Here is a 23,428-nt window from a genome sequence, read left to right as displayed (position 1 = left end):
CCGAGGGGATGGGATGAAGAAGATACTTAACAAACCCGAAAACTACGTCGACGAAATGCTGGAAGGCTTCGTCGCAGCGCATCCTGAATTCTACCGGATGCACGGTGACAGCAGCAAAGTCGTGACGCGTGCCAAACAGGCAAAAGACGGCAAGGTGGGCATTGTCACCGGCGGCGGCTCAGGCCATTTGCCAGTGTTTACCGGCTATGTCGGTGAAGGGCTGCTTGATGCCTGCGCTGTTGGCGATGTGTTCGCCTCCCCGTCCGCTGAGCAGATGGCAGATGCCATTCGCGTTGCCGATCAAGGCGCGGGCGTGCTGCGGCTTTACGGCAATTATGGCGGCGATGTCATGAATTTTGATATGGCCGGAGAGTTGGTCGAGTTTGAAGATATCAACTGCACCACAGTGCTGCTGGCCGACGATGTGGCCTCCGCGCCGCCAGCAGAACATGAAAAACGCCGCGGCGTGGCCGGTATGGTCTACGCGTTCAAACTGGCGGGCGCTGCCGCAGAAGAAGGCCGCGACCTTGAAGGCGTTACCGCCGTTGCACAAAAGGCTGCCGATGCCTGCCGCTCCATCGGTGCGGCGCTCTCATCATGCACGGTTCCACAAGCGGGCAAGCCGACATTTGACATCGCAGATGATGAGATGGAAATGGGCATGGGCATCCACGGTGAGCCGGGCGTGTGGCGCGGCAAACTGCGCACTGCCGATGAGATTGCGGACGAAATGATGGACCGCCTGCTCGCTGATATGCCGCTTGCATCGGGTGACCGCGTGTCAATTCTGGTCAACAGTCTTGGTGCCACACCGCCCGAAGAACTTTATATCCTCTACCGAATTGTCAAGCAGCGGCTTGATAAGGCCGGCGTGACAATTGTCATGCCGCTTGTCGGGCGCTACGCAACATCCATGGAAATGTCAGGTGTATCCTTCACGCTGTGCAAGCTTAATGATGAGCTGGAAGCGCTTTTGAAAGCCCCATGCGACTGCGCTTTCTGGAGGGTCCGATGACACTTGCGAAGGCGGACCTGGTACAGGCAATCGACCGTGTGACGGCGGCAATGGAACGTGACTTTGATGAATTGAATGCCGCTGACGGTGCGCTGGGCGACGGCGATCTGGGGGTGACCATGACCCGCGGCATGCGCGCCATTTCCGCGATGAAGGACGACCTTCCCTATGACATCGGCATGGCGTTGTTTCAATGCGCCCAAGCATTTACCAAATCGTCCGGCTCATCCTACGGAACGTTGATGGCAACCGGTCTGATGACGGCGGCAAAGACGCTGAAAGGTCAGACGGAATTTGATGCCGCCGAGATTTCAAATCTCGTTGCCGCTGCCCGCGATAAAATGCAGGAGCGGGGCAAGGCTGAACTGGGCGGTAAAACGGTCCTCGACAGTCTTGATGCCGTGGCTCAGGCAACCGCCGGGCTTGATACGCCGGAAGCCCTGGCAGATGCAGCTGCCAAAGCCGTTGATCAAGCGCTGGATGATATCCGCGACAAACCGGCAACCATTGGCCGCGCCCGCATTTTCGGGGAAAAAAGCATCGGCATGGACGATCCGGGGATGCTGGCCATGCAACGCATTGTTAAAGCCGCAGCGGCGCGCTAGCAGCGTGAAAGCTGACGAGCGTCGCCGCTGGTTGATAGGCTCTAGATCAAATTATCTTCGCCACCATAGTGGCGATCCGGATAATCGGCATGCAGCGCCTGATCGGCCTCTGTAAACCGTGGCCGGGCGAAATTATGCTGGTGCCAATACGGGTAATGCAGCGGCAGGCGGCTCACATCATTGAGGCGTTTGAGCTGATCATCAGTAAGCGTGATATCGACGGCCCTGAAGTTCTGCTCGAACTGCTCTTCTGTACGGCCTCCGACCACCAGTGAGGAAATCGCCGGCCGTGTCAAAAGCCAGGCCAACGCGATTTGCGCGGCCGCCACATCATGCTCCTCGCCGATCTCCACAAGCACATCAACAATGTTCCACAAACGCGACATATCGCGGATTGGTGGCTCGTTCCATCCGGCAGCCTGGCGCGATCCTGCTGGTGCATCCTGACCGCGCCGATGCTTGCCGCTGAGCAGGCCACCGGCCAGCGGTGACCAGACCAACACGCCAAGACCCTGATCGACCGACAAGGGCAACAGCTCGAATTCCGCTTCGCGGGCTTCCAAAGTGTAGTGAATTTGTTGGGTGACAAAGCGCGATGCATAGCTTGGTGCTGCAGCCAGCGACTTCATGACATGCCAGCCGGAATAATTGGAGCAACCGACATAGCGCACCTTGCCATGCTGAACGAGCGTGTCGAGCGCCGCCATTTTCTCCTCAACCGGAGTTATGCCGTCCCATTCATGCATGTAGTAAACATCGATATGATCAGTGCGCAAACGCTTTAGAGACCGCTCACATTCCCGAATGAGGTGCCATCGGGACACGCCTTCATCATTTGGTCCCTCACCAATGGGCATGCGCGCCTTGGATGTGACGAGAATATCATCATAACGGCCTTCAAGGACTTCGCCAAGAATCTCTTCAGACAATCCGGTCGAGTACATATTGGCGGTATCAAACAGATTGACGCCATTGTCGACGCACAGATCCACAAGCTTGCGGGCCTCGGCAACACCTTGACTGGCGACCATCCCAAATGGCCCGCTACCCCCAAAGGTGAACGTGCCCATCGTGATTTCAGAAATTTTTAGCCCGGTTTTCCCAAGGGTCCGATATTTCATTCCAGTTCCTCCCGACAGTCTGCGCATTTGTCCCGCGCAAACGCCTCACAGCATGCGTCCGCACCATTTTATTCGTGTCAGTTTAGTATGGGTTTGCGCAATCAATCCAGCGGTTTGTCATATATTCGATCACCAATTTTAATGAACGACACATGGAAGCGAACAATCCATCAAAGCCCACAATTTTACCGGGCTGCCCCTCGCCGTAAGTTATACAATGTTTGGGCATGGCAGCATCATTTTGGAATAAATTCGGGAGAGCCCCAAATTCCAGACCAACATTTTTGATAGCGTTGCTGCGCTAGTGATCTAATGGCGAAAACCGGCTTGTGGCCTGATGTCTTCCAGCTTCTGGTGTATACTATTTTCAGGTATCCTGACTCTACGAAGGCCCTTTATTTTTCCTTGCCCTCGAAGACCGCTTCCAGCGCAGCGACATCGAACTTCACCATATTCATCATCGCAGCCATGAGTCGTGCCAATTGCTCATCGTTTCCCTCCCTCATCATACGCTGATGAGACGCTGGAACGATTTGCCAACGGAGGCCGAACCTGTCTTTCAGCCAGCCGCATTGAATTGGTTCGCCACCGCCGTCCGTTAACGCCGCCCAAAGTCGATCAATTTCCGCTTGATCCTCACAGGTGACGGACAGCGAAATAGCTTCGGTGAAGGGTTGGTTGGCCCCACCGTTTAATGCTTGATGCGCAACACCTGAAAGCGTGAACTCGACAAAGATCACGTCACCGGCTTCGCCTGCCGGCCAGTCCACTCCAGATCGAATGACGTTGTCTATCCGGGAATCCGGAAACGCCGATACGTAGAATTCAGCAGCTTCCAGTGCTTGCTTGTCGAACCACAGGCAAGGCGCTATTTTCTGTTGGGCTGTCATTATCCTCTCCTTACAGTGTCAGGGCCGTATAGGTTATACCAGCATATACACGGCCAAGTTATATAGGCGCAGACCTCACAATTTTCTGGCACCGGTGAACATGACCCTTGCGCCCTGAGGATCGGTTGTCTGGATCAGCCATCCACTGTTATCCGGTAATTCGTTTGGACCCGTCCGCACAGTGCCACCGCCTTTTTTGACAGCCATCACGGCCGCATCAATATCGGTCACTTGCAATGCAAAGTTCCAGAAAGGCCTGGTGTCCTTGTCGGGCGCATCCATAACGGCGCCGATCATCTCTTTGCCATGATTGATGAACGTATAGTCGCCCATGGTTCCGCCCATTGGCATCGCCCCGCCATTTTCCCAACCAAGCAGTTTGCTGTAGAAGTCCATTGCCGCCTTTTGATCGGACGTCACCAACTCGTTCCAGCTGCAATGGCCCGCTTTCCTTGGCGCGAAGGCCGTGCTGTCCTCGTTGCTGCTGCCGCGCATCAAATAGAAATGCGCGCCTTGCGGGTCGGCACAGAATGCAAACCGGCCAACACCGGGAATGTCAGTCGGCTCAATATCGACCGTTCCGCCCAGCGACGCTACTTTTTCGGCGGACGCGTCAACATCCTCAACCCCGATATAGACGAACCACATATTTGGCATCCCCTTGGCATGCTCGGGCGTTCGCATCAAACCGGCGACCGTTTGGTCACCGGCAGAAGCTACAAGATATTCGCGCTCCAGCCCGCCGGGCATGGCCTCAAACGTCCAGCCCATGACGGAGCCATAAAATTCCTGAGCCGCACCGGGCTCTTCGGTCATCAATTCGTACCAGATGGGTGTGCCTTCACGATTGCTCATCAGTCTATCTCCCTATTCGTCCAGAATTGGTGTGAACCCGCCAAAGATCATGCGCTTGCCGTCAAAGGGCATTTCATTGCCCATCTTCTTCATACGCGGGTCTTCCATCATCATCTTCACCCCGGCGTCGCGGGTTGCCTTGTCGGGCCATTCAAACCAGCTAAACAGCACCACCTCGTTGTTCTTCGCTTTTACTGCACCTTTGAAGTCAGTGGTCTTGCCCTCAGGGTGTCGTCGCCCCAGCACTCAACCATCCGCTGTACGCCAAATTCTTTCATGAGCGGCATCGCATTGCGCGCATGCTCGATATATTTCTGTTTGTTGGCGGCCGGTACCGCAGTCACAAATCCATCGACATAGTTCATGGGATATCTCCTTATGATTACAGGATAAGGTTTGCCGATGATGCAATCACGTGTTACTATTGTCAACCATTGAGTTATTAAAAATAACTATGAATGAAATTGCTAACAAACGCCGCCGCTATGATGACGCCTGCGCTGCTGCGCACGCCCTGGACCTCATCGGCGACCGATGGATGCTGCTCGTCATTCGAGAGATGATGTTCGGACCGCGCCGGTTTGGCGATATCCGCAGAGGTCTGCCCGGTATCAGCGCCAATGTGCTGACACAGCGGCTGGAAGAGTTGGAAAGTGTTGGCATTCTTATCCGGCGCAAGCTGCCCCCTCCCGCCGGTACACAGGTATATGAACTGACCGAATGGGGGCTGCGCTGCGAACCGATCTTTGTCGAACTGGGACGCTGGGCCTGTGGCTCTCCCGGTCACGACCCAACGCGCCCGTTTAGTGCAGCGTCCATGTTCCTGTCATTTCGGACCATGATTGATCGCGAAGCGTCGGCCAATATTGATGCCACCTTCGGCTTCAGAATTGGAGAAGAGCGATATGTCGCTACGATGCAGGATGGAACGATCAGAATTGTTGCCAGCGATCCAGACCATGCCGATGTCATATTCACCGCAGTACCGGAGGTGATGGCCGGAATCATCTATGGGGGCGCACCCATTGAGGCGATGGAGAAGGACGACTTGCTACAGATTGAAGGTGACCGTAGCCTCGCAGAACGCTTTGTGACCCTGTTTCCACTGTCGCAAAACGCTTGAGGTTTTGCCAATATGTTTTCAATCAGCTTTAACGATGGTTGCTGTTCTGACAATCTGTCTCGCCGCACGTTCATGGTCTTAGAAAGCAGCAATGGCTAACGCGCGCTTATTCAAAAAAGAGATCAAGGAATTTCTCTTTAATCAAACGCTTCACGCCTTTGATCCCGAGACATTGGCTCGGGTCGCAACGGTGCAGTATCGTCCCGACTGGTCCTGTCACGTGACAATGGCGGATGGCAGCACGGATGACGGTCAGTATGGATTCGAGGGCAATTTCTACTGGACCAGATATAAGCAGTTCCGGGACGGCGCGTTGCACCGGTTTTCACTGAACCGGATTGATGAACACACAGCGCAGGCCTATTTTGAAAACGGTGTACGGGCTTTTCTGCAATCATCATTGACGCAGATTAACAGTCCGTAAGATTGTGCCATTTCAGGCCGACGAAGTCCCGTTGTATTGGGCCTGTAGTGTGACCCTGCAAAACGCGGCACTGATCACTGATGTGGACGAGCGGGCGAACCCACTCGTCCCTGATCCGCTTAGTTGATGGTGAAGCCCATCGCTGCACCAATCGTTGCATTCCATGCGGCAGAACATTCTTCGCCGCACCGCTCTTTGTAGGCGGGCAGAACTGCAACATTTGCAGCTTCGGTGCGCAAGGCGCGGTCAGCGTCTGTAACAGGCACCAGCGTCATGTTGGCCGCATCCCCATATGCACAAGCCCCGCCTGAATTACAGGCCAGGCCATCGGTGGTTTCCGTTTTCGCCAAAGCAAACATCTTTTCTTCCAGATCGGTCAGTCCGGCCTCAATCACGGCTTGAGCGGCGGGATCGACGCTGTTCCACCAGTCCATATTGGCAATATGCGCGATCACGCCATGGTTGATTGGTAGTGCGGAAATATAATTCGCTGGTTCGTGCCATTTGGCCTGGTAACCGGACAGCGCCCCGGTGATCGCGCAGTCGATGGTGCCATTGGCCATGGCAGTCGGAACTTCACCAAACGACATGCCAATCGGCGAACCGCCAAGATGCTCGATGAACACCTGCTGAGAGGCACCAGAGGCGCGCACCTTGCGCCCCTTCATGTCGGCGATAGACGTAAAGGCATCACGGCAATAAATGACCTGACTTTGGTAAGTGCCATAGCCCAGAAGTTTGATGTTGTGGTCCTTTGCCAAGAATTCCGCATGTGTGTCGCGGAATGCTTTGGCCGCTATGTGAACCGCTTCAACATCTGCAACGACACCAACAAGGTCTGTTGCTTCGTTCATGGGGACAGAGCCGGAGGTGTAAGCCAGAACCTGATGTGCCATCTGCACAGTTCCGTTTGACACAAGCGAAAACAGCTCACCGCCTTTGAAGCCCAGTTCATTGAAGGGCTTCAGGTTTGCTTTGATTGCACCATCAGAGCTTTCTTTTATTGTCTCGTTCCAGAACGGAGATTCCATATCCTTGTACATGGACAGAATGCCAATTGATCCAACAACGTTCAGTTCGGTTTCGGGGATGTCTGCTGCCATTACAGGCACTGCGAATGCCATTGCCATAATGGCTGCGAGGGTTGGTTTATACTTCATGAGGTTCTCCATTTTATTGATTGGTGGTTTCCGCCCTAATTTGGGGTGACGACTTCAGGAAGCCAAAGTGCCAGACCCGGAAAGAGAAGAAGCAGGACGACCATCACCAGCATGGCCGCGAGAAACGGGACAGACCCGATAAACAGATCCGAGATAGAGCCGGATTTGCGCACGGCCTGGACGATATAAAGGTTCAGGCCCACGGGGGGCGTGATCAGAGCCGCTTCGATCAGGATGACAAAGACGATGCCCCACCAGACCGGATCATAGCCCAGACCAACAACAACCGGAACGACAATGGGCGTGGTGGCAATCATCATCGAGATTGTCTCCATGAAACAGCCCAGCACCAGATAGAAAGCGATAATGGCGAGCAGCATGGCCAAAGGCGACCATCCCAAATCCAGGATAGAGGACGTGATTGTGTCCACCAAACCGATGGAGACCATGACAAGGTTCAGGAAAAACGCCGACAACACGATCAGCATGATCATGCAGGTCGTGCGCACAGTGCCCTCAAATGCGCTCAGCAGCACACTAAGATTGAGCTGTCCGTTAATCGCGACCAAACCCAGCGTGGCCATAAGACCCAGTGCCGAGGCCTCCGTTGGGGTGGCGACGCCCAGGTAAATTGACCCGACCACCACGAAAAACAACATCAACGGTGGCAACAGATGCGGCAAGCCTGCTAGCCGAGCGCGCCAAAGTGAGCCGTCGGCAGGCTGTCCCTTGACCAATGATGGCACAAGCAGAACAGCCACCAGAACAATCCCGGAAAACAACATTGCCAACATCAGACCGGGAATAAACCCTGCAGCATAGAGATCCACAACCGATGTCTGGGACAAAACAGAATAGACGATCATGTTGATTGAGGGTGGGATCAAAATACCCAGCGTGCCACCGGCTGCGATAGATCCCAGAAAGAGTGGCCTGTTGTAGCCGCCCTTGTCCATGTTGGGCACGGCGACCGTGCCTATGGTCGCGGCCGTCGCCAGGGACGAGCCGGACGTTGCGGCAAAGACCGCACTGGAAGCAATATTGGTATGGATCAACTGGCCAGGCACGCGTGCAAACCAGGGTGTCAGGGCGCCAAACAAGCGTTCTGAAATACCGGAGCGGTGCATCAATTCACCCATCATGATAAACATCGGTGCTGCAATCAGGATGAAATCGGTAGAATGGCTCCATGTCAGCGTGCCTGCAGCACCGGTCATGGGGATGAATGAAAAATTCTCTGAAAGAAAATAGCCCCCGATTGCCAGAACGCTGGCCACGGGCAAGCTCAGCGCCAGCCCTCCAAGCAACAAGAGCAAAGCCGTTTTGATCACGATGCGCGGTCCTTCGTCCCGATCCCGCTCTCTTTCATCTCATCCATCAGGTCAGGATTCGAGATCAGTGCCTCTGCTCCATCCATATCTCGGGAGAGCAGTCGGATGAAGGCGAGAATTGGGGTCAGACACGCAACGGTGGCGAACCATGCAAATCCAATCCACCAGATGCTTTGTGGCAAGATCAACGGCACTTGCAGCGTAGATACAGACCGCGCGCCCAGCCGCCAGCTTTCGGCCAAAACGTCGAATGTATAGTAAGCAAATGCAAACGCGGTTACGGCCAAAGCCAGCGATGCAATCAGATCAACAGCCAAACGCAGCCCGCGCGGCAGTCGGGCTGTCAAAATGTCGACACGCACATTGGCTTTGCTTGTCACGGTATAGCCCATACCCAAACCAATACAGGCTGCCAGCGCATATCCTGCTATCTCAAAACTCTCGACAATTGTGCGTCCGATAATGGCGCGGCTGATCACATCAATGGAGATTGGCAAAGCGCAGCCAAACAAAATCACGGCTCCCGCCAACCAGGCAAACCAACGAGACACGGTCTGCGTGAGGTCACGCATGGGCGGCGCCTGATTCATGCGCGCCTGTCTGGTTCCGTTGGTCAAATCTGCAATCAGTACGTCTCATGGAAACGAAGTATGCCATTGCCACTTATACAAGCAACGTATAAATATGTATGTAGCTATACAAAATTGGAATATCCTTGAAAATTCGTCAACTTGAGGCTTTTCGCGCCACGGTCATCAACGGCACGATATCTGCCGCCGCAAAATACATGCGGACAACGCAGCCAACTGTCAGCCGCATGTTGATCCAGTTGGAACGCGATTTGGGCATCACCCTGTTTCGACGAGAAAAAGGGCGGCTGCATCTGACCAACGAAGGCATGCAGTTCTATCAAAGTGTTGATGAGGTTTTTGCCTCTTTGTCTGGCCTCAATGACACGACGGAACGCTTGCGAAATAACGCTTTTCTCGAGATCAGAATTTTCTCGACACCAGCGATCTCCATGACGATTATTCCTGAACTGATGGCCCGCCTTGTTGCTGAGCATCCGGAAATGCGCGCCAAGCTGATTACCCTGGATTATTACAGCTATTTCGCAGCGCATTGTGAAACTGAACATGACATCGTGCTGGGCCATCGCGTCGGGTTTGAGGCCAATATGGAACAGACAACGCTGGCCGAGGTCGATTTCGTATGTGTCCTTCCGCCGGGGCACCCGCTGACGGGCCAGGAAATTGTTCACGTCGAAGATCTTGCGGGGGAGACGATCATATCGCTTCTCGATGACAGGCACAGGGTCTTCCTGCGGCACGAAAAACTGTTCCAGGAGGCAGATGTCGCGGTCAATCAACGCATTTTTTGCCACAGTTCAGCAGCGACTTATGCCATGGTGCAACGCGGTCTGGGCGTCGCGATCATGGAGCCCTTCAGTGCACCGATGTTCGAGCCATTCGGGGTGGTGGTTCGTCCATTTCGTCCCCGTCTGACATATGATTTTATCGCGGGTTTGAAACATGTCGAGCTTCAGTCAGTTGCAATGAGTCAGGTCATTGGCTTGGCGCGGGAAATCCTCGAAGTGTATTCGCCCGTGGTGTTACAATCAGAAACAGACAGGGGATGATGGTGCCTGCAGTCGTTACATTCAACAGATAGTTTGCCTTCACCCGCTATCCCGCGATGTTGTTCAATTATCCAACTTGCAGGAAGCAGCGCTCGTTCCACAAATTCCAGCGCGAACTCCGGCAGACCAGGAAACGCTGCTGGACAAACGTTTTGATGGCGGAGAGCAGACATAGAGCCCGCGCCAAATATTTCGGCGCTGGCGAAATCTTTTACAGTGCGACAATCACCGCGTCACGGCCCGGAATATGCGTCGCACCCGGATCACCCCAAAGCGTATCCTTAACGGCAAGCGGCGCACCGTCGATCGTCACTGCGATTGGTTGCGCGTCTGGGGTCGGATTGATGAGCCACAGATATCGCTGATCCCCATCCTGTTGCAAACGCCCCTGTACGGCCTTGTTGCCGGTTTGAACCGCAGGGGTGATCTCGGCCCAGTCTACACAGGCCTGAAACCACGAAGCCGCTCCCGCGCCATCGGCATCGAGATCGCGGAAATGCCCGGCGGACATGTGCGTGCCGACCAGAAGCGTGCGCCCTTTGCCGTGGGTTGAGGTGGTGATTGCCACACGCCCGCCCTCGAAATGCCCCAGAACGTCTGCGCCCTTTGGAGAATAGGATTGGAGGAACCCGCCACCGCGCAATATCGTACCCTCGTCCGCGTCCAGCGAAAGACGGATCCGGTCCCCTATGTCGGGCATGAATTCCACTTCGTCCTCGACCACGCCAAATACGGCATCCAGTCCGTTGTTCGGTTGCTGCACGCCAACACGGCCATCATCGCCAAAATATCCCGGACAGGCTTCCGAAATCAGCCGCCCGCCATCCGCCACCCATTTGGCCAGTCGACCAGCGAGCTCCGCTGGCATCATGATCGGGTAAGGCGCATAAATCACATCGTATTTTTCAATATCCTGGTCATGAACCCAATCGGCCTGCACACCCATGTCAAAGAAGGCGCGATAGGCGCCCCACATGGCATCCTGGTAGGTCTTGAACCCACCTTGGCTGGACAATAACAGGTCAAACCGCTGCGCCTCGGGGATCATCAACAGGCCAATATCGCCACGCACCGGCTTGGCAGCCATGCAGGCGGTCTGCTCGGGCGCATTAACCCAGCGGCCAATTTTGGCCTGCATTTCGGAGCGGGGTGTGCGGCTGCCGTCCATGCCATAGGCACCAAATGCCCCAAAAAGCGGCCCGTTCAGCAGCGGACGATACCGCAAATTCATCATGCCACGGGCACCGGCGGCAAAGGAGGCCAGCGACCACAGCCGGATATCCTCAGGCGTGGCGACGCGTGCATCTTCCTTGTCACGGCCCAGAACCTGAGGCTGCATCCAAAGCGGGCCGCCCTGCCGTTCGGCATGCCAAAACGGTTTGCCCCGCGCCGCGCCCCGGATCAGATCACCGGCGAAAAAGTTGCGCCATGGCTGGTTGCCCTTGCGCGCCCCGATCCAGGTATAGCCATAAATCTCGACCTGTTCGGCTGCACGCCAATCATTGCAGCCATGCCCGGCCAGCGCCGTAACCGCACCCGCAATGCCATGCGAAATGATTTTGGCGTCAGGATCTACGGCGCGGATCGTGTTGATTTTATCCTGTACATGGCCATAGAAATTATCCTCACGAAATCTCAACCAGTCCAGACATTCGGAATAGGGCTGAATTTGCCGGGGCGGCATGATGTCGTCCCACTCTGCATAGGAATAGCGATGCCAGACCTTTGCCAGCGCATCAAGCGTGCCGTATTTTTCACGCAGCCAGACGCGAAACGCGGCTGCCGTCGGTTTTGAAAAATCATAGTCGGGACTGTAGTTCACCTCGTTGTTCACGTCATAACCCAGCAGGCCCGGATGTCCGCGATAGCGACCTGCCAGTTCGGTCAGAAATCCCATCACCGCCTCATGCACTTCGGGTGCATTCAGCGTCAGCGGCCCCGCGCCGCCCAGGCCATCGCCAAAGCCACCAACCGCGACCGAGGGGCTGAGCTGCGACGCCATCAGCGTTCCGTCCGCCTTGCACATCCTTGCAAAGTCCAGTTTGCGTTGCAGCCAGTCGGGCGACGCCATGGTGAATTCTGCGATCACCGTCGCCATGCCATTTTCTGCCGCCAGATCCAGCTGTCGGTCGAAATCATCCCAATCGTATTTGCCGGGCGCGCGTTCAATCGCCGACCACATAAACCAGTGGCGAAAGGTGTTCAGGCCATCACTTGATGCAATGCCGTAATCACGGGTCCAATCCTCTTGCGGGGGGTTGGATTTGCGAAAGTAAACAGCCCCGTAGGGCACCTGTGGCAGTTTGGCGGGAAAATTAGCCATTTTGTCCTCTATATTCTTCTTATGCGAAAGGGTTTGTTTCAGGCGTTAAACCGCGTGCGGTGAAGCATCCGCCGATTACGTGGATCAGGGTTCGGCACGGCGGAAATCAGGCTTTTGGTATAGGGTTCAGTGGGGGCGGTGCAGATTTGCTCGGCGGGTCCCGTCTCAACGATCCGGCCCTGATGCATCACGGCGACCCGATCGCAGAAATACCGCACCACCGAAATGTCATGCGCAATGAAGATAAAGCTGAGATCGAGGCGCTTTTGCAGGTCAAGAAGCAGATCCAGCACCTGCGCCCGGATCGACACATCCAGCGCTGATGTCGCCTCATCCGCGATGATCACACGCGGGTTCGAAGCAAGCGCGCGGGCAATGCTGATCCGCTGACGCTGACCACCGGAAAAGGCGTGCGGATAGCGCTCCATCGCGGACTGCTCCAGACCAACCAGTTCCAGCAATTCCGCCACCCGCGCATTAAGCGCTGCATCGCTCATGCCGCCGCCCACAATAAGCGGATCGGCGATCACTTGCTTTACCGTCATCCGCGGATTGAGCGACGCGAAGGGATCCTGAAAAACCAGGCGTACAGCCGAGCGATAGCGCGCCAGATCGGGGCGCGGCATCTGCGTTACGTCCTCGGCACCCGCGTCGCCATGCCACAAAATGCTGCCTTCCGACGGCTCGACAATCCGCAAGAGCATTCGCCCAAGCGTCGTTTTTCCAGAACCGCTCTCGCCCACGATTCCCAAGTTTTCACCCGGCCAGAGATCAAGGCTGACATCTTCCACCGCTTTGATTTCATAAGTTTTTTTGCCGCGCCAATTTGTGGCACCAAACCCCTTGGTCAACCCCCGCGCCTGCAACAGTGGCTGCCCAGCCCTATCCGGCGCAATGCGTTTTACTGCGGTATCAAGGCGCACAGTCGCGGCCAGCAGCGCTTTGGTGTAAGGGTGCTGAGCACCGTAAAAAATGTTGTCCACCGGTCCTTGCTCGACGATCTTTCCCCAACGCATCACTGCAACATGATCGGCGACTTCAGCAACAAGGCCAAGATCGTGGGTGATCATCAGCATAGCCATGCCACGCTCGGCCTGAAGGCGGGCGATCAGATCCATGATCTCGGCCTGCGTGGTGACATCAAGTGCGGTGGTTGGCTCATCGGCAATCAAAATGTCGGGATCACAGGCCAGCGCCATGGCGATCATCGCGCGTTGCCGCATGCCGCCTGAAAATTCGAACGTATATCGGTCCGCCATATGTTCTGGCTGAGCGATCTCGACCTGCCGCAGCAGATTGACGGTCTCGGCCTTGGCCTCTGCCTTGGTCATCTTGCGGTGCAAAAGCAGCGCCTCGACGATCTGTGTACCGATGGTCCGTACCGGCGACAGTGAGGACATCGGCTCCTGAAAGATCAGGCCAATCCGCCCGCCGCGCACAGCACGTATTTCGCGGCTGTTGGGCGCTAAAGTATGAAGGGGTAGCGCCCCCTCGGGCCCGCGCAATGTAATCTCACCGCTCGATACCTTTGCCTGTGCATCAATCAACCGCAAAAGCGCCCGCGCCGTAACCGATTTGCCCGAGCCGCTCTCACCGACCAGACACAGGGTTTTGCCAGGATAGAGATCAAAGCTCACATCCCGCACCGCATGCAGAATATGGGTCCGCAGGTGGAAATCCAGACTGAGATTGCGCACGGTCAGAACCGGCTCTTGTGCCAAGTCTGGCTGGATCTTCTCAAGCTGGGTCATCTCAGCGCTCATGTAGCGTAAGGGTCTGCGGCATCACGCATTCCGTCGCCCAGGAAATTAAACGAAAGGACGGTCAGAACCACCGCTCCTGCAGGCCAGACCAGCAACCAGGGTGCTGTCGCCACCGTGCGGATATTCTGCGCGTCCTGAAGCAGCACACCCCAGCTGACCACCGGTGATTTCAACCCGATACCAAGAAATGACAGCGCCGTTTCCGCAACGATCATCGTCGGGATTGCAAGCGTCACCACGGCCAGGATATGCGAGGTTAGCGAGGGTAGGATGTGCCGGAAAATAACACGCGCCTGCCCGGATCCATCCAATATGGCTGCCGTTACGAAATCCTCGTCGCGCAGTGCCAGAAACCGGCCGCGCACCTCACGCGCCAGGCTCGTCCAGGCCAGCAGCGATACGATCAGCGTCACCATGAAATAGACGGTCAGCGGAGACCATGTGATCGGCACCGCAGCAGCAAGACCTAGCCAAAGCGGGATTGTCGGCATCGCGCTCGTGACTTCGATCAGACGCTGGATGACGATATCGGTCCAGCCGCCATAGTATCCCGAAAGGGCCCCCAGAACGACGCCAATGAACAGGCTCGAGATAACGCCGATCAGACCAATCGACATCGACACCCGTGTTCCATAGATCAGTCGGCTCATCAGATCCCGGCCAAGGCTGTCGGTGCCCAGCAGGTTCATCGGTTTACTGGCGTCCAGCGGCCCAATCAGATGGGTATCCATCTCAAACAAACCCCAGAGCCGATAGGGCGTTCCTTCAACAAAGAAACCAATCGGGATCACCGCCGTTTCATCAATCGCAAATGATCGACGCAGAGATTCCTGGTTCACCGTCATGGTGTAACCTTTGACGTGTGGCTGCCAGTGCCGGTCGCCGCTTTCATTTGTTACAAAGAAATCAATGCTTTGCGGCGGTGCATAGGTGAAACGCGGCTGTGCCAGCGTGGGCGATGTGGGTGCCAGAAACTCGGCAAACAGCCCGACGAGATAAAACAGGAGCACGACGATCCCGGCAAAAACCGCCACCTTATTGGCAAAAAACTTCTGCCGGATCAGCGTCCATTGACCCGAAACAGCAATCTTGCTTGCATCCTCACCGGGGCGCAGTGGACTGATCGCGGGGCCGGTTTCCTCTTGTATCTGTGATGTTTTTTCCATCAGGTGAACCTTATGCGCGGGTCAAGCAGGGCCAGCAGCAGATCGGACACCAGCATCCCGATCAGTGTCAGCACTCCCATAAGCAGGATGAAACTGCCGGCCAGATACATGTCCTGACTGACCAGCGCCCGCAGCAAAAGCGGTCCAGCGGTTGGCAGGTTCAGAACAATCGCTGTGATCGTGACGCCAGAGATCAATTGCGGCAGCACCCAGCCAATTGCCGAGACAAATGGGTTGAGCGCGATGCGCACCGGATAACGCATGATCACCTTGTATTCCGACAGACCTTTGGCCCGCGCGGTCACAACATAGGGCTTTGACAGCTCATCGGTCAGATTGGCCCGTAGAATGCGGATCAGAGCAGCGGTACCCGAAGTGCCAATGACAATCACCGGAATCCATAGATGTTTCATCAGGTCCCAGACCCGGCCCCATGACCAGTCAGCCCCGACATATTCCGGCGAAAACAGCCCGCCAACGCTCTGACCAAAATATTTGTAGCTGATATACATCAACGTCAGCGCGAGAATGAAATTCGGGATCGCCAGGCCCAAAAAGCCGAAAAACGTTGCTACGTGATCGCCAATGGAATGACGGCGCACGGCGGAGTAAATGCCAATGGGAAGCGACACTGCCCAGACAAACACCAATGCCGCCATCGAGACCGACAGGGTCGCTCCCATGCGATCCCAGATCAGCTCGCTGACCGGGCGGCCCCATTCAAACGAATAACCAAAATCGCCACGAAGCACGATGCCGCTGATCCATTTGAAATATTGCAGTGCCATCGGATCATCAAGGCCGTAAGTCGCCCGCATCCGGGCAAGCTCGGCCGGATCAACCGTCTGACCGCTGTCGGCCATCGACGCCAGAAGCGACGTCAGATAATCACCCGGTGGCAGTTGGATGATGAAGAACGAAATCACCGAGATGCCGAACATCGTTGGCACCATCAACAATATCCGTTTGAGAAAATAACCCCACATCAGGCAGGCACCTTCCATGTCAAATGAACTGCCTCAACGATATCAATATGCGGCACGGTTACAATGGCGCGACCATCGCGCAGGGTTATATCTGCAGAGTTTTCGGCAATCGGCAGATGCGCCGCCACACCAGTCACCCCAGAGGGGAGTGCAATCGATACCTCAATTGGCCCCACGGGATAAATCTCGTGGATCTGCGCCTTCCACATCATCGGGTTGGTAAGGTTCACGAGTGTGACAAGCGCTGCCCCTTCCCCCTGTCGCACACCAATATCCAGAACGCCTTTGCCCGTCACTTCGACCATCGCAGGTCCGGATAATGCCCAACGAACTGCGTTTTCCATCAAACGCTGATGATCCTTGGCCTGCACGTCCCAATAGGTGGCACCGATGTTCCACGGGATATGCACCGTACGGCCCCCCGATGGTGTCTGGCGCGTCACAATTGCAGGCGCTGTTGCCGCATCGCGCGGATAGACCTCCTCCATCGGCAGATCGGGGAAATCGGGAACGTAAAGAAACGGCGTCTCGGTGTCTTTGTCCGCCTCAATCCCAACAAGACGAATGCCGCCGATGATCCGTTTGGCACCTTCATAGCCGGCGTTGACCGGATGATTGCCCGACAGTTCGACATAGGTATTCTTGACCGGTCCGCGTGGCGCAACCGTGACCCGCGTGCCCAAAACCCTGGTCAAACCGCATTCTGCACGCGGCGTACCGTCCTCGCCCGCCATGGCGCTTTCGCCCGCGACGATGAGATTGCCGCCGCGTTCGACCCAATCGGTAATCAACGCGCATTGCGCGTTGGACAAACATCGCGCATTGGGCAGGATCAGCACACGGAACCGGTCCAGCATCTCGTCTGTCATTGCGTGATCGGAGACAAACTCGAACGACAATCCGGCCTCGACCAGCGCGTGACAGAAGCCCTTTTCATCGGCCTCGGCCAGATCGCGGCTGGACCAGTCATACAGACGCAGTGTCGTGGTCGCATCCAGAATGGCAATTTCGCAGGCCGGCTTCGTCGCTTCCAGCGCGGGTTCCAACTTTGCGTGCAGATCAAAGCCTTCGGCCACCGGCGCGATCCAGCGCGGATCGGGAATGACCCCGTTAAACTTGGTAAACCATGGCAGCATGCCATGCGCCACTCCGTCCCCGATCCAGGTGGTAATTTCTGGTCCGGTGGTGACTGAATCCTTCCAGCGGTGCACCGGCTCTTCCGGTCCGACAGATGTAATCAGCACCACAGACCGGTCACGGAACGTGGCGCGGATGCGTTTGGCGTTACGCCCCGCCATCCAGACCGGCTCAAGCCCATGGCGGCCCTGATGATCAACCACCAGAAACGGGCAATGGGCCTCTATCGTTTCCAGATCGAATTCCATGAGCGAAGCCCCACCCATATTGGGGATAAAGCTTGCATTGGGCCGGATCGCCTGCACCGCGCGGTCCCAGTCGACAACCAGTTTCGTCAACCGGTCGCGCCGCCACGCCACCCAAGCCCTCCATGCAGCGTCATCGGGATTGCTAGCCTGCGGCAAATCATGGCTGGAGGCATCCCGGAACCGCTTGGCACAACCCTGGCAATAGCAGATGCCATGCCCCTGCCAGCGGTTGGCGAAAACCGCATCAATGTCATATTCGCGCACGATTTCACGCACGATTTCAGGCATGTACTCCATGTTGTAGTCGCCATAGGCGCAGGTAACCCAGACATCGGGAAACGCCCAGTGCCGCCGCGGATTGCCCGCTGCATCAACGGCTACCCATTCGGGATGGGCCTCAGCGGCGTCATTATGAATGGCATGTGGATCAACCCGCGCCATCACATGCATGGACCGCGCCCGCGCGCCATCGACCAGCGCGCCAAACGGGTCGGTATCGCCCAGCCATTTACTGCGATAATGGTACGGCACCTTTGTCGGGTAATAGGCGATATACCCGCCTGCACTGAGGCAGGTGGCGTTTGATCCTGTCTGCCGAAACACATCGATCCACTCAACTGCATCGAACTTTACCGGATCATCCTCGGCCAGCGTCAACTGCGTCCAGCGCGTCGCCCCGCGATGCCAATCTGAACTCCGCAAAAGACGTGCAGCATCATGTGCCGTATCAGGCATGTCATACTCTCAATTCCAGAGAAAAAAAGGGTGCGGCCCGGTTTCGTCCCAACGGGCCACACATTGGTGTCAAAGAATCAGTTCTTGAAGAACTGCTCCGGCCTCGATGGCGCCGGTGTTGGCCATCCAAAGCTGTTGGGCATGACCGGCATGGTGTTGACCATGTCATTCTTGACCACCCCGTATCCGTTTGGCGGCAGTGACACGCCAAAGACAAGGAACTGATCGGCAGCGGCCTCGAGTATCTCGGCCATCTTGGCCTGCTGCTCTGCCAGATCACCCGTGGCCAGCAACTCGCGGTAGCGCTGTTGCTGATCCTTGATCTCCTGCGGCGGTTCAATCGCATCGGGATTGTCGGGCGAACCGAAGTAGAGCGACCAGCCCGGCGCATAGATCGAGTTGCTGTTGTAAGGCACAAAATAACGCGGATCGAGCATCGCCGCGATTCCGCCATTAGCGCCGAACTGGTGGGCCGAGGCGTCGAAATCGCGGCCATTGCGCACCCGGGTTTCCCAAAGGGAGCGGTCCATTGTGCGGATTTGCGCATCAATGCCCACAGCCTGAAACATCGGGATTGCCAATTCAAACATGTCGATAAATGTCGACCGTACCTGATCAATCTCAAACAGAATCGACAGGCGCCGCCCCGATGGATCAAGGCGATAGCCGTCCCCATCCCGCTCAGGCACGATGGCATCGAGCATCTCATTGGCCAGATCGGGATCGTACTGGGTAAACTGCGTCGCCAGCCGTTCATTATAAAGCGGATCGCTGTCGTTGATCGAAGGCTGCGCTGGCTTGCCCTGCCCCACGAACACAGCATCAATGAGATCCTGCCGGTTAATGGCAACCGATAGCGCCTGACGGAACTCGATATTGTTATAAAGCTCGTTCTTGACCGCATCAGTGTGGTTCAGGTTCAACTGGAACACCATGACATTCGCAGCGGTTTCTTGCAGCGAATAGAAATCATAGTCCCCGTCCTGCTTACCGTCGAACAACACCGGCTTGTTTGCCGGAGTGGCGATATATTGGTCCATCATGTCGATTTCACCCTGAAGGGTCTTCAACAACAGAACCTCCGGATCAGCGACCATCTGATAAACCACCTGATCGAAATATGGCAGCTGTGTGCCCTCGGTATCGACCTTGTGGTAATAAGGGTTGCGCTTGGCAATGGCACGCTCGGTATCTTCGCCCGGTGCTGATGTGAATTTCCAGGCATTCAGGGTCGGACGGGCCGAGTTCTGGAAATAGACATTGTCCTCATCCAGACCGTGCTCACGTCCGAACAGCGCAACCCAGCTTTCAAACCCCCGTTCCTGCGCCAGTTCATTGGCTTTGGGATTATACCGTATATGAAACTGCTTGAGATAATGGGCAGGCGCTTTTGTCAGCTGATCCTGGTTGGCCCATGCAAGACCCTGCGCAAAAAAACCATTGGGCGAAGCGAAGATAACGCGGAAGGTCGTTTCATCGACAATCTCTATTTTCGCAACTTCGCCGTTGGCCTGCCAATAGCTCTGGCCTTTGGTCGACGGGGCCTCGGGATCCTGAAAAATGTCTTCATACCAAAACCGGATGTCTTCAGTCGTATAAGGTTCGCCATCTGACCATTTATGCCCCTTGCGCAAATGGAATGTGTAAACCGTTGAATCCGCGTTGACTTCATAACTTTCTGCAACGTTAGCCTCCAGACCAGACCAGTCCGGAGTAAAACGCACCAGTGGCTCATAGCCCTGATAGCGGATCAGCATCGACAAGGATCCACCACCAACAAGTGCGTGGTTCCAGGTGCCGCCCTGCGCGCCCGGCCGGTCCGTTGGTGTTATAACCAGCGGATTTTCGGGCAATCTTGCGTCTTGGGGCGGTAAATCAACCTCTTGTGCAAATGCCGGAATGCCGCTCAATGCGACCCCGGCAAGGGCCGTAGTGGAAATAATAAAGCTACGTCTGCCAATCCTGTTCATGCTGTCCCTCCCAGAACAAAACAATTTTTTGGTTCCCCCATAGCATCATACATCGAATATCGTTAGGTAAAGCGTTATGTAAAAGAAAAGTTTCCATGTTAGCAAACACTGCGCGACCGTCGGGACTCAAAAAGTTGACCCAAACCCGCCGCATTGCGGCAAAACCATGAGGCCCGAATGAGTAAAATCACCCTCCGAATCATTGCCGAACAAACCGGTCTGTCCAAGTTCGCTGTTTCCCGCGCGCTGTCCGGCAAACAGGGCGTCAGCGAGTCCACCCGCGCCCGTGTGATCGAGGCCGCAACAAACCTTGGGTACAACCGACCGACGCGCAACACCTTCACAATCGGTGCGGTTTTTGATGTCGAGGATCATGCCAACGGGGAAATGAACGTCCAGATTCAAAACGGCCTGCAAAGCGAGGCGGCGCGCCTTGGCTATACGATCCGTGCCCACTGGACCGCTGGAGACGGCGATCTCAAAAAGTTCATTGACGGCTGCGACGCCATTTTCTCAGTCAATGTGCAGCACAAACCCTCGCTGGCGCAGATCATGAACAGCGCCAAACCCGTTGTGCGGTCTGGTTGGGCTGATCCGTTGGAACAGGTTGATCTCGTCGGCGGCACTGACCGTGAGGCCGGCATCGCCATTGGCACTTATCTTTATGATCTGGGCCACCGCGAGATTGTCTTTGTCCATGGCGACATTGATTTGCGCGGTCGGCGGGAACGTCTGCTCGGCCTGCAGGAGGTGGTCGAGGCGACACCTGGCATGACCTGCTATGACGTGACATGGGGTGGCGACACGACGTTTACCCAGGGACTTGACCGAATTCTGGCTGAGGGTGGCCACCCAACGGCTTTTTTCTGCGGTCACGACGGGCTGGCCATCACCGCCTATTCTGACATCCTGTCACGCGGCTGGCGCATTCCGCGTGATGTTTCGGTTGTCGGTTTCGGAGATTTCAGCCCCGCCCTTCAGGTTACCCCGACCCTGACCACTGTCAAAATCAAGGCACAGGAATTTGGACGGGCAGCCGTGCGACGCCTCGACACCCGCTTAAGACACCCCTCGCAAAAACTCGCGCCCATGCGCCTGCTGATCCCGAACGTGCTGATTGAGCGAGGTTCAACCGCGCCCCTGACGGTGGATTGGCACGCGCCGATCTAGGATTTTTAGCCCTGAAAAACGTCACTACAGCTGCCAAAGTTCTTTGGTCTGCTACTCTCTTTGAAAGGATCCGATCAATTCAGCTGGTCAGCTGGTCAGCTGGTCAGATGCTCAATGAGACTGACGTTTCTTCAATCGCTTTATGCCAGTGTGAAATATCCTTCTAATTTCTGGTACAGGAAAACAAATGACCGTCTATCTAATCCGGCATGGCCAATCGGAATTCAATGCTGCGCACAATGAAGGCGCGGCGGACCCGATGATTTTTGATGCGCCACTAACGGAGAAAGGGCGCATGCAGGCGGAACAAGCAAGGATCGCAATCAGGGAGCTTGGAATTCAGCAAGTCATAACCTCACCATTGAGCCGCGCCATCCAGACAGCCCTGACAATTTTCCAGGGTATTGCGCCAATAAGCGTGCAGGCAGGCCACCGTGAGCTTCTAAGCCACAGTTGCGATATGGGCCGCGCTCCAGGCGCTCTGCAGATGGAATTCTCCGACCTGTCTTTTGACCATTTGGACGAGATATGGTGGCATCAGGGACCAACGAACGAGAATGGCGTGCCGGTCGAGCCAAGGGATGTTTTCCAACAACGCATTAGAAAATTCGCGTTGGAACTTAACCAGATGGCAGACATTCAACTGGCAGTGGTCGGCCATGGAGACGCCTTCAAGGAACTGGCGGGATTCTCGATGGAAAACTGTGAAATCCGCGAATACCCCAATTAATTCGCGACCAAGAGGAATATATGAACGAAATCCTGGGCAAAGGTGATTACTCATACGAACCCCTGCCGGACTGGGCGCATTTGCCACCGGAGGTGGCGTTGGGCGATGTCGCAGGGATCGCCGTGGACGACAAAGACAGAGTTTACCTGTTCAACCGGGGCAGCCACCCGGTCGTTGTCCTGAGTCAAAACGGAGATGTGTTGTCGACCTGGGGGCATGGTGCCTTTGCGAACCCGCACGGCGCCAGCATCGGGCCTGACCAATGTATCTATCTAACGGATAATTTCGACCATACGGTTCGGAAGTTCAGCCTCGATGGTAAGCTTCTTTTGGAAATTGGAACGGCGGGTATTAGCTCTGGCTTCATGAGCGGCAAGCCGTTTTGCAAATGCACCCATTCGGCTGTCTCGCCTTCCGGCGATATATTCGTGTCCGATGGCTATCAGAACGCGTGCATTCACAAGTTCGACGCCAGTGGCAGGCTGCTTAAAAGTTGGGGCACGCCCGGAACGGGTCCCGGAGAGTTTAATCTTCCTCACAACATCTGCTGCGATGCCGACGGCTGGATCTATGTCGCCGACAGGGAAAATTCTCGCATTCAGATTTTCGATGAAGACGGTCGATTTGAAACGCAAATCAACAACATGCACCGTCCCAGCGGATTGGCCATCGCGCCCGGTAGTTGTCCGGATTGTATTGTAGGTGAGTTGGCTTCGTATCTGAAGGTGAACCGGGAATTTCCAAATATTGGACCGTTTGTCAGTATTTTTGACCAGCAGAGCAACGTGCTGTCGCGCCTCGACGCAAAGACTGGGCCGGGCCTGGAGCCAGGCCAATTTCTTTCCCCCCATAGCATCGCTTATGACAGCAAAGGAGATCTCTACGTTGGCGATGTCGTTGATGCTGATTGGGGCCAAGTCTTTCCGGATCGCGAGATGCCTGCTCCAGCTCGAAGGTTTCAGAAGCTGAGGCGTGTCAGCCCGGCAGCATCTTGAGCCAAATTGCCGGCAAGCATGGCCTGTATGAAGTCAAGACAT

At 55.7% G+C, this 23,428-nt stretch carries 20 protein-coding genes and 1 pseudogene; 8 read left to right on the top strand and 13 right to left on the bottom strand.

What is annotated here, in order from left to right; genetic code table 11:
• Window positions 1-13 precede the first annotated feature (13 nt).
• Both RAL91_RS03075 and RAL91_RS03070 read left to right on the top strand, forming a co-directional pair.
• Complete coding sequence (locus RAL91_RS03075; protein ID WP_306259605.1) at window positions 14-1,015, top strand: dihydroxyacetone kinase subunit DhaK; 1,002 nt, start codon at window positions 14-16, stop codon at window positions 1,013-1,015.
• Window positions 1,012-1,620: a dihydroxyacetone kinase subunit L gene (locus RAL91_RS03070; protein WP_306259603.1), complete on the top strand. Its 609-nt coding sequence runs from the start codon at window positions 1,012-1,014 to the stop codon at window positions 1,618-1,620. The genes RAL91_RS03075 and RAL91_RS03070 overlap by 4 nt, the downstream gene beginning before the upstream one ends.
• 41 nt (window positions 1,621-1,661) lie before the next feature.
• On the opposite strand, the gene RAL91_RS03065 is transcribed toward RAL91_RS03070, so the two are convergent.
• The 4 genes and pseudogenes from RAL91_RS03065 to RAL91_RS03050 all read right to left on the bottom strand — a co-directional run bounded on the left by RAL91_RS03065 (window position 1,662) and on the right by RAL91_RS03050 (window position 4,851).
• A complete protein-coding gene (locus RAL91_RS03065; protein ID WP_306259601.1) occupies window positions 1,662-2,741 on the bottom strand; it encodes an aldo/keto reductase in 1,080 nt (359 codons plus the stop codon).
• 395 nt (window positions 2,742-3,136) lie between these two features.
• Window positions 3,137-3,631, bottom strand: coding sequence for a VOC family protein (locus RAL91_RS03060; RefSeq protein ID WP_306259599.1), 495 nt, complete (start codon window positions 3,629-3,631; stop codon window positions 3,137-3,139).
• A 75-nt stretch (window positions 3,632-3,706) separates the two neighbouring features.
• Window positions 3,707-4,486, bottom strand: coding sequence for a VOC family protein (locus tag RAL91_RS03055; protein WP_306259597.1), 780 nt, complete (start codon window positions 4,484-4,486; stop codon window positions 3,707-3,709).
• Window positions 4,487-4,498: 12 nt separating this feature from the next.
• Window positions 4,499-4,851: pseudogene (locus RAL91_RS03050) on the bottom strand (DUF1428 domain-containing protein).
• Between the two features lie 89 nt (window positions 4,852-4,940).
• Here RAL91_RS03050 and RAL91_RS03045 point away from each other — a divergent pair.
• Together RAL91_RS03045 and RAL91_RS03040 are read left to right on the top strand one after the other, a co-directional pair.
• The gene (locus RAL91_RS03045) at window positions 4,941-5,609 is read left to right on the top strand and encodes a winged helix-turn-helix transcriptional regulator (protein ID WP_306259595.1); all 669 of its coding nucleotides are present in this window, start codon (window positions 4,941-4,943) and stop codon (window positions 5,607-5,609) included.
• A 91-nt stretch (window positions 5,610-5,700) separates the two neighbouring features.
• Window positions 5,701-6,033 (top strand): hypothetical protein, encoded by a 333-nt coding sequence (locus RAL91_RS03040; RefSeq protein WP_306259593.1) that lies wholly within the window; start codon window positions 5,701-5,703, stop codon window positions 6,031-6,033.
• Between the two features lie 119 nt (window positions 6,034-6,152).
• Here the strand turns inward: RAL91_RS03040 and RAL91_RS03035 are convergent, their stop codons facing one another.
• Genes RAL91_RS03035 through RAL91_RS03025 form a run of 3 tightly spaced genes read right to left on the bottom strand, consistent with a single transcriptional unit; the run spans window position 6,153 to window position 9,096 of the window.
• Window positions 6,153-7,193 (bottom strand): TRAP transporter substrate-binding protein, encoded by a 1,041-nt coding sequence (locus RAL91_RS03035; protein WP_306259592.1) that lies wholly within the window; start codon window positions 7,191-7,193, stop codon window positions 6,153-6,155.
• A gap of 35 nt (window positions 7,194-7,228) precedes the next feature.
• Window positions 7,229-8,524: a TRAP transporter large permease gene (locus tag RAL91_RS03030; protein ID WP_306259591.1), complete on the bottom strand. Its 1,296-nt coding sequence runs from the start codon at window positions 8,522-8,524 to the stop codon at window positions 7,229-7,231.
• A complete protein-coding gene (locus tag RAL91_RS03025) occupies window positions 8,521-9,096 on the bottom strand; it encodes a TRAP transporter small permease subunit (RefSeq protein WP_306259589.1) in 576 nt (191 codons plus the stop codon). Before RAL91_RS03025 ends, RAL91_RS03030 begins: the two co-directional genes overlap by 4 nt.
• Window positions 9,097-9,239: 143 nt before the next feature.
• On the opposite strand from RAL91_RS03025, the gene RAL91_RS03020 reads away from it, so the two are divergent.
• Window positions 9,240-10,163, top strand: a complete 924-nt coding sequence (locus RAL91_RS03020; protein ID WP_306259587.1) for a LysR substrate-binding domain-containing protein — start codon at window positions 9,240-9,242, stop codon at window positions 10,161-10,163.
• A gap of 211 nt (window positions 10,164-10,374) precedes the next feature.
• Here RAL91_RS03020 and RAL91_RS03015 read toward each other — a convergent pair whose 3' ends face one another.
• The 6 genes from RAL91_RS03015 to RAL91_RS02990 all read right to left on the bottom strand — a co-directional run bounded on the left by RAL91_RS03015 (window position 10,375) and on the right by RAL91_RS02990 (window position 20,491).
• Window positions 10,375-12,486, bottom strand: coding sequence for a beta-galactosidase (locus tag RAL91_RS03015; protein ID WP_306259585.1), 2,112 nt, complete (start codon window positions 12,484-12,486; stop codon window positions 10,375-10,377).
• A gap of 38 nt (window positions 12,487-12,524) precedes the next feature.
• Window positions 12,525-14,237, bottom strand: a complete 1,713-nt coding sequence (locus RAL91_RS03010; RefSeq protein ID WP_306259583.1) for an ABC transporter ATP-binding protein — start codon at window positions 14,235-14,237, stop codon at window positions 12,525-12,527.
• A gap of 8 nt (window positions 14,238-14,245) precedes the next feature.
• Entirely contained in the window at window positions 14,246-15,415 is a 1,170-nt protein-coding gene (locus RAL91_RS03005; RefSeq protein ID WP_306259582.1) for an ABC transporter permease, read from the bottom strand.
• Entirely contained in the window at window positions 15,415-16,401 is a 987-nt protein-coding gene (locus tag RAL91_RS03000; protein ID WP_306262753.1) for an ABC transporter permease, read from the bottom strand. The genes RAL91_RS03005 and RAL91_RS03000 overlap by 1 nt, the downstream gene beginning before the upstream one ends.
• Window positions 16,401-18,521: an alpha-amylase family protein gene (locus RAL91_RS02995; RefSeq protein ID WP_306259580.1), complete on the bottom strand. Its 2,121-nt coding sequence runs from the start codon at window positions 18,519-18,521 to the stop codon at window positions 16,401-16,403. Before RAL91_RS02995 ends, RAL91_RS03000 begins: the two co-directional genes overlap by 1 nt.
• A 77-nt stretch (window positions 18,522-18,598) precedes the next feature.
• Window positions 18,599-20,491 carry an ABC transporter substrate-binding protein gene (locus RAL91_RS02990; protein WP_306259578.1) on the bottom strand — a complete coding sequence of 631 codons (1,893 nt, stop codon included), beginning with the start codon at window positions 20,489-20,491 and terminating at the stop codon, window positions 18,599-18,601.
• A gap of 177 nt (window positions 20,492-20,668) precedes the next feature.
• On the opposite strand from RAL91_RS02990, the gene RAL91_RS02985 reads away from it, so the two are divergent.
• From RAL91_RS02985 to RAL91_RS02975, 3 genes are all read left to right on the top strand, one after another.
• Complete coding sequence (locus tag RAL91_RS02985; protein WP_306259576.1) at window positions 20,669-21,661, top strand: LacI family DNA-binding transcriptional regulator; 993 nt, start codon at window positions 20,669-20,671, stop codon at window positions 21,659-21,661.
• 187 nt (window positions 21,662-21,848) lie between these two features.
• Window positions 21,849-22,391 (top strand): histidine phosphatase family protein, encoded by a 543-nt coding sequence (locus RAL91_RS02980; protein WP_306259574.1) that lies wholly within the window; start codon window positions 21,849-21,851, stop codon window positions 22,389-22,391.
• 20 nt (window positions 22,392-22,411) lie between these two features.
• On the top strand, window positions 22,412-23,386 hold the full coding sequence (locus RAL91_RS02975; RefSeq protein ID WP_306259573.1) for a peptidyl-alpha-hydroxyglycine alpha-amidating lyase family protein: 975 nt from the start codon (window positions 22,412-22,414) through the stop codon (window positions 23,384-23,386).
• The last annotated feature ends 42 nt before the right edge of the window (window positions 23,387-23,428 follow it).

This window comes from Pararhizobium sp. IMCC21322, assembly GCF_030758295.1.
GTDB lineage: Bacteria > Pseudomonadota > Alphaproteobacteria > Rhizobiales.
This window is presented reverse-complemented; position numbering and strand designations above follow the sequence as displayed.

Coding starts and splice junctions, on each gene's coding strand:
- RAL91_RS03075 (WP_306259605.1), top strand. CDS start 14: ATGAAGAAGATACTTAACAAACCCGAAAACTACGTCGACGAAATGCTG.
- RAL91_RS03070 (WP_306259603.1), top strand. CDS start 1,012: ATGACACTTGCGAAGGCGGACCTGGTACAGGCAATCGACCGTGTGACG.
- RAL91_RS03065 (WP_306259601.1), bottom strand. CDS start 2,741: ATGAAATATCGGACCCTTGGGAAAACCGGGCTAAAAATTTCTGAAATC.
- RAL91_RS03060 (WP_306259599.1), bottom strand. CDS start 3,631: ATGACAGCCCAACAGAAAATAGCGCCTTGCCTGTGGTTCGACAAGCAA.
- RAL91_RS03055 (WP_306259597.1), bottom strand. CDS start 4,486: ATGAGCAATCGTGAAGGCACACCCATCTGGTACGAATTGATGACCGAA.
- RAL91_RS03045 (WP_306259595.1), top strand. CDS start 4,941: ATGAATGAAATTGCTAACAAACGCCGCCGCTATGATGACGCCTGCGCT.
- RAL91_RS03040 (WP_306259593.1), top strand. CDS start 5,701: ATGGCTAACGCGCGCTTATTCAAAAAAGAGATCAAGGAATTTCTCTTT.
- RAL91_RS03035 (WP_306259592.1), bottom strand. CDS start 7,193: ATGAAGTATAAACCAACCCTCGCAGCCATTATGGCAATGGCATTCGCA.
- RAL91_RS03025 (WP_306259589.1), bottom strand. CDS start 9,096: ATGCGTGACCTCACGCAGACCGTGTCTCGTTGGTTTGCCTGGTTGGCG.
- RAL91_RS03015 (WP_306259585.1), bottom strand. CDS start 12,486: ATGGCTAATTTTCCCGCCAAACTGCCACAGGTGCCCTACGGGGCTGTT.
- RAL91_RS03010 (WP_306259583.1), bottom strand. CDS start 14,237: ATGACCCAGCTTGAGAAGATCCAGCCAGACTTGGCACAAGAGCCGGTT.
- RAL91_RS03005 (WP_306259582.1), bottom strand. CDS start 15,415: ATGGAAAAAACATCACAGATACAAGAGGAAACCGGCCCCGCGATCAGT.
- RAL91_RS03000 (WP_306262753.1), bottom strand. CDS start 16,401: ATGTGGGGTTATTTTCTCAAACGGATATTGTTGATGGTGCCAACGATG.
- RAL91_RS02995 (WP_306259580.1), bottom strand. CDS start 18,521: ATGCCTGATACGGCACATGATGCTGCACGTCTTTTGCGGAGTTCAGAT.
- RAL91_RS02990 (WP_306259578.1), bottom strand. CDS start 20,491: ATGAACAGGATTGGCAGACGTAGCTTTATTATTTCCACTACGGCCCTT.
- RAL91_RS02985 (WP_306259576.1), top strand. CDS start 20,669: ATGAGTAAAATCACCCTCCGAATCATTGCCGAACAAACCGGTCTGTCC.
- RAL91_RS02980 (WP_306259574.1), top strand. CDS start 21,849: ATGACCGTCTATCTAATCCGGCATGGCCAATCGGAATTCAATGCTGCG.
- RAL91_RS02975 (WP_306259573.1), top strand. CDS start 22,412: ATGAACGAAATCCTGGGCAAAGGTGATTACTCATACGAACCCCTGCCG.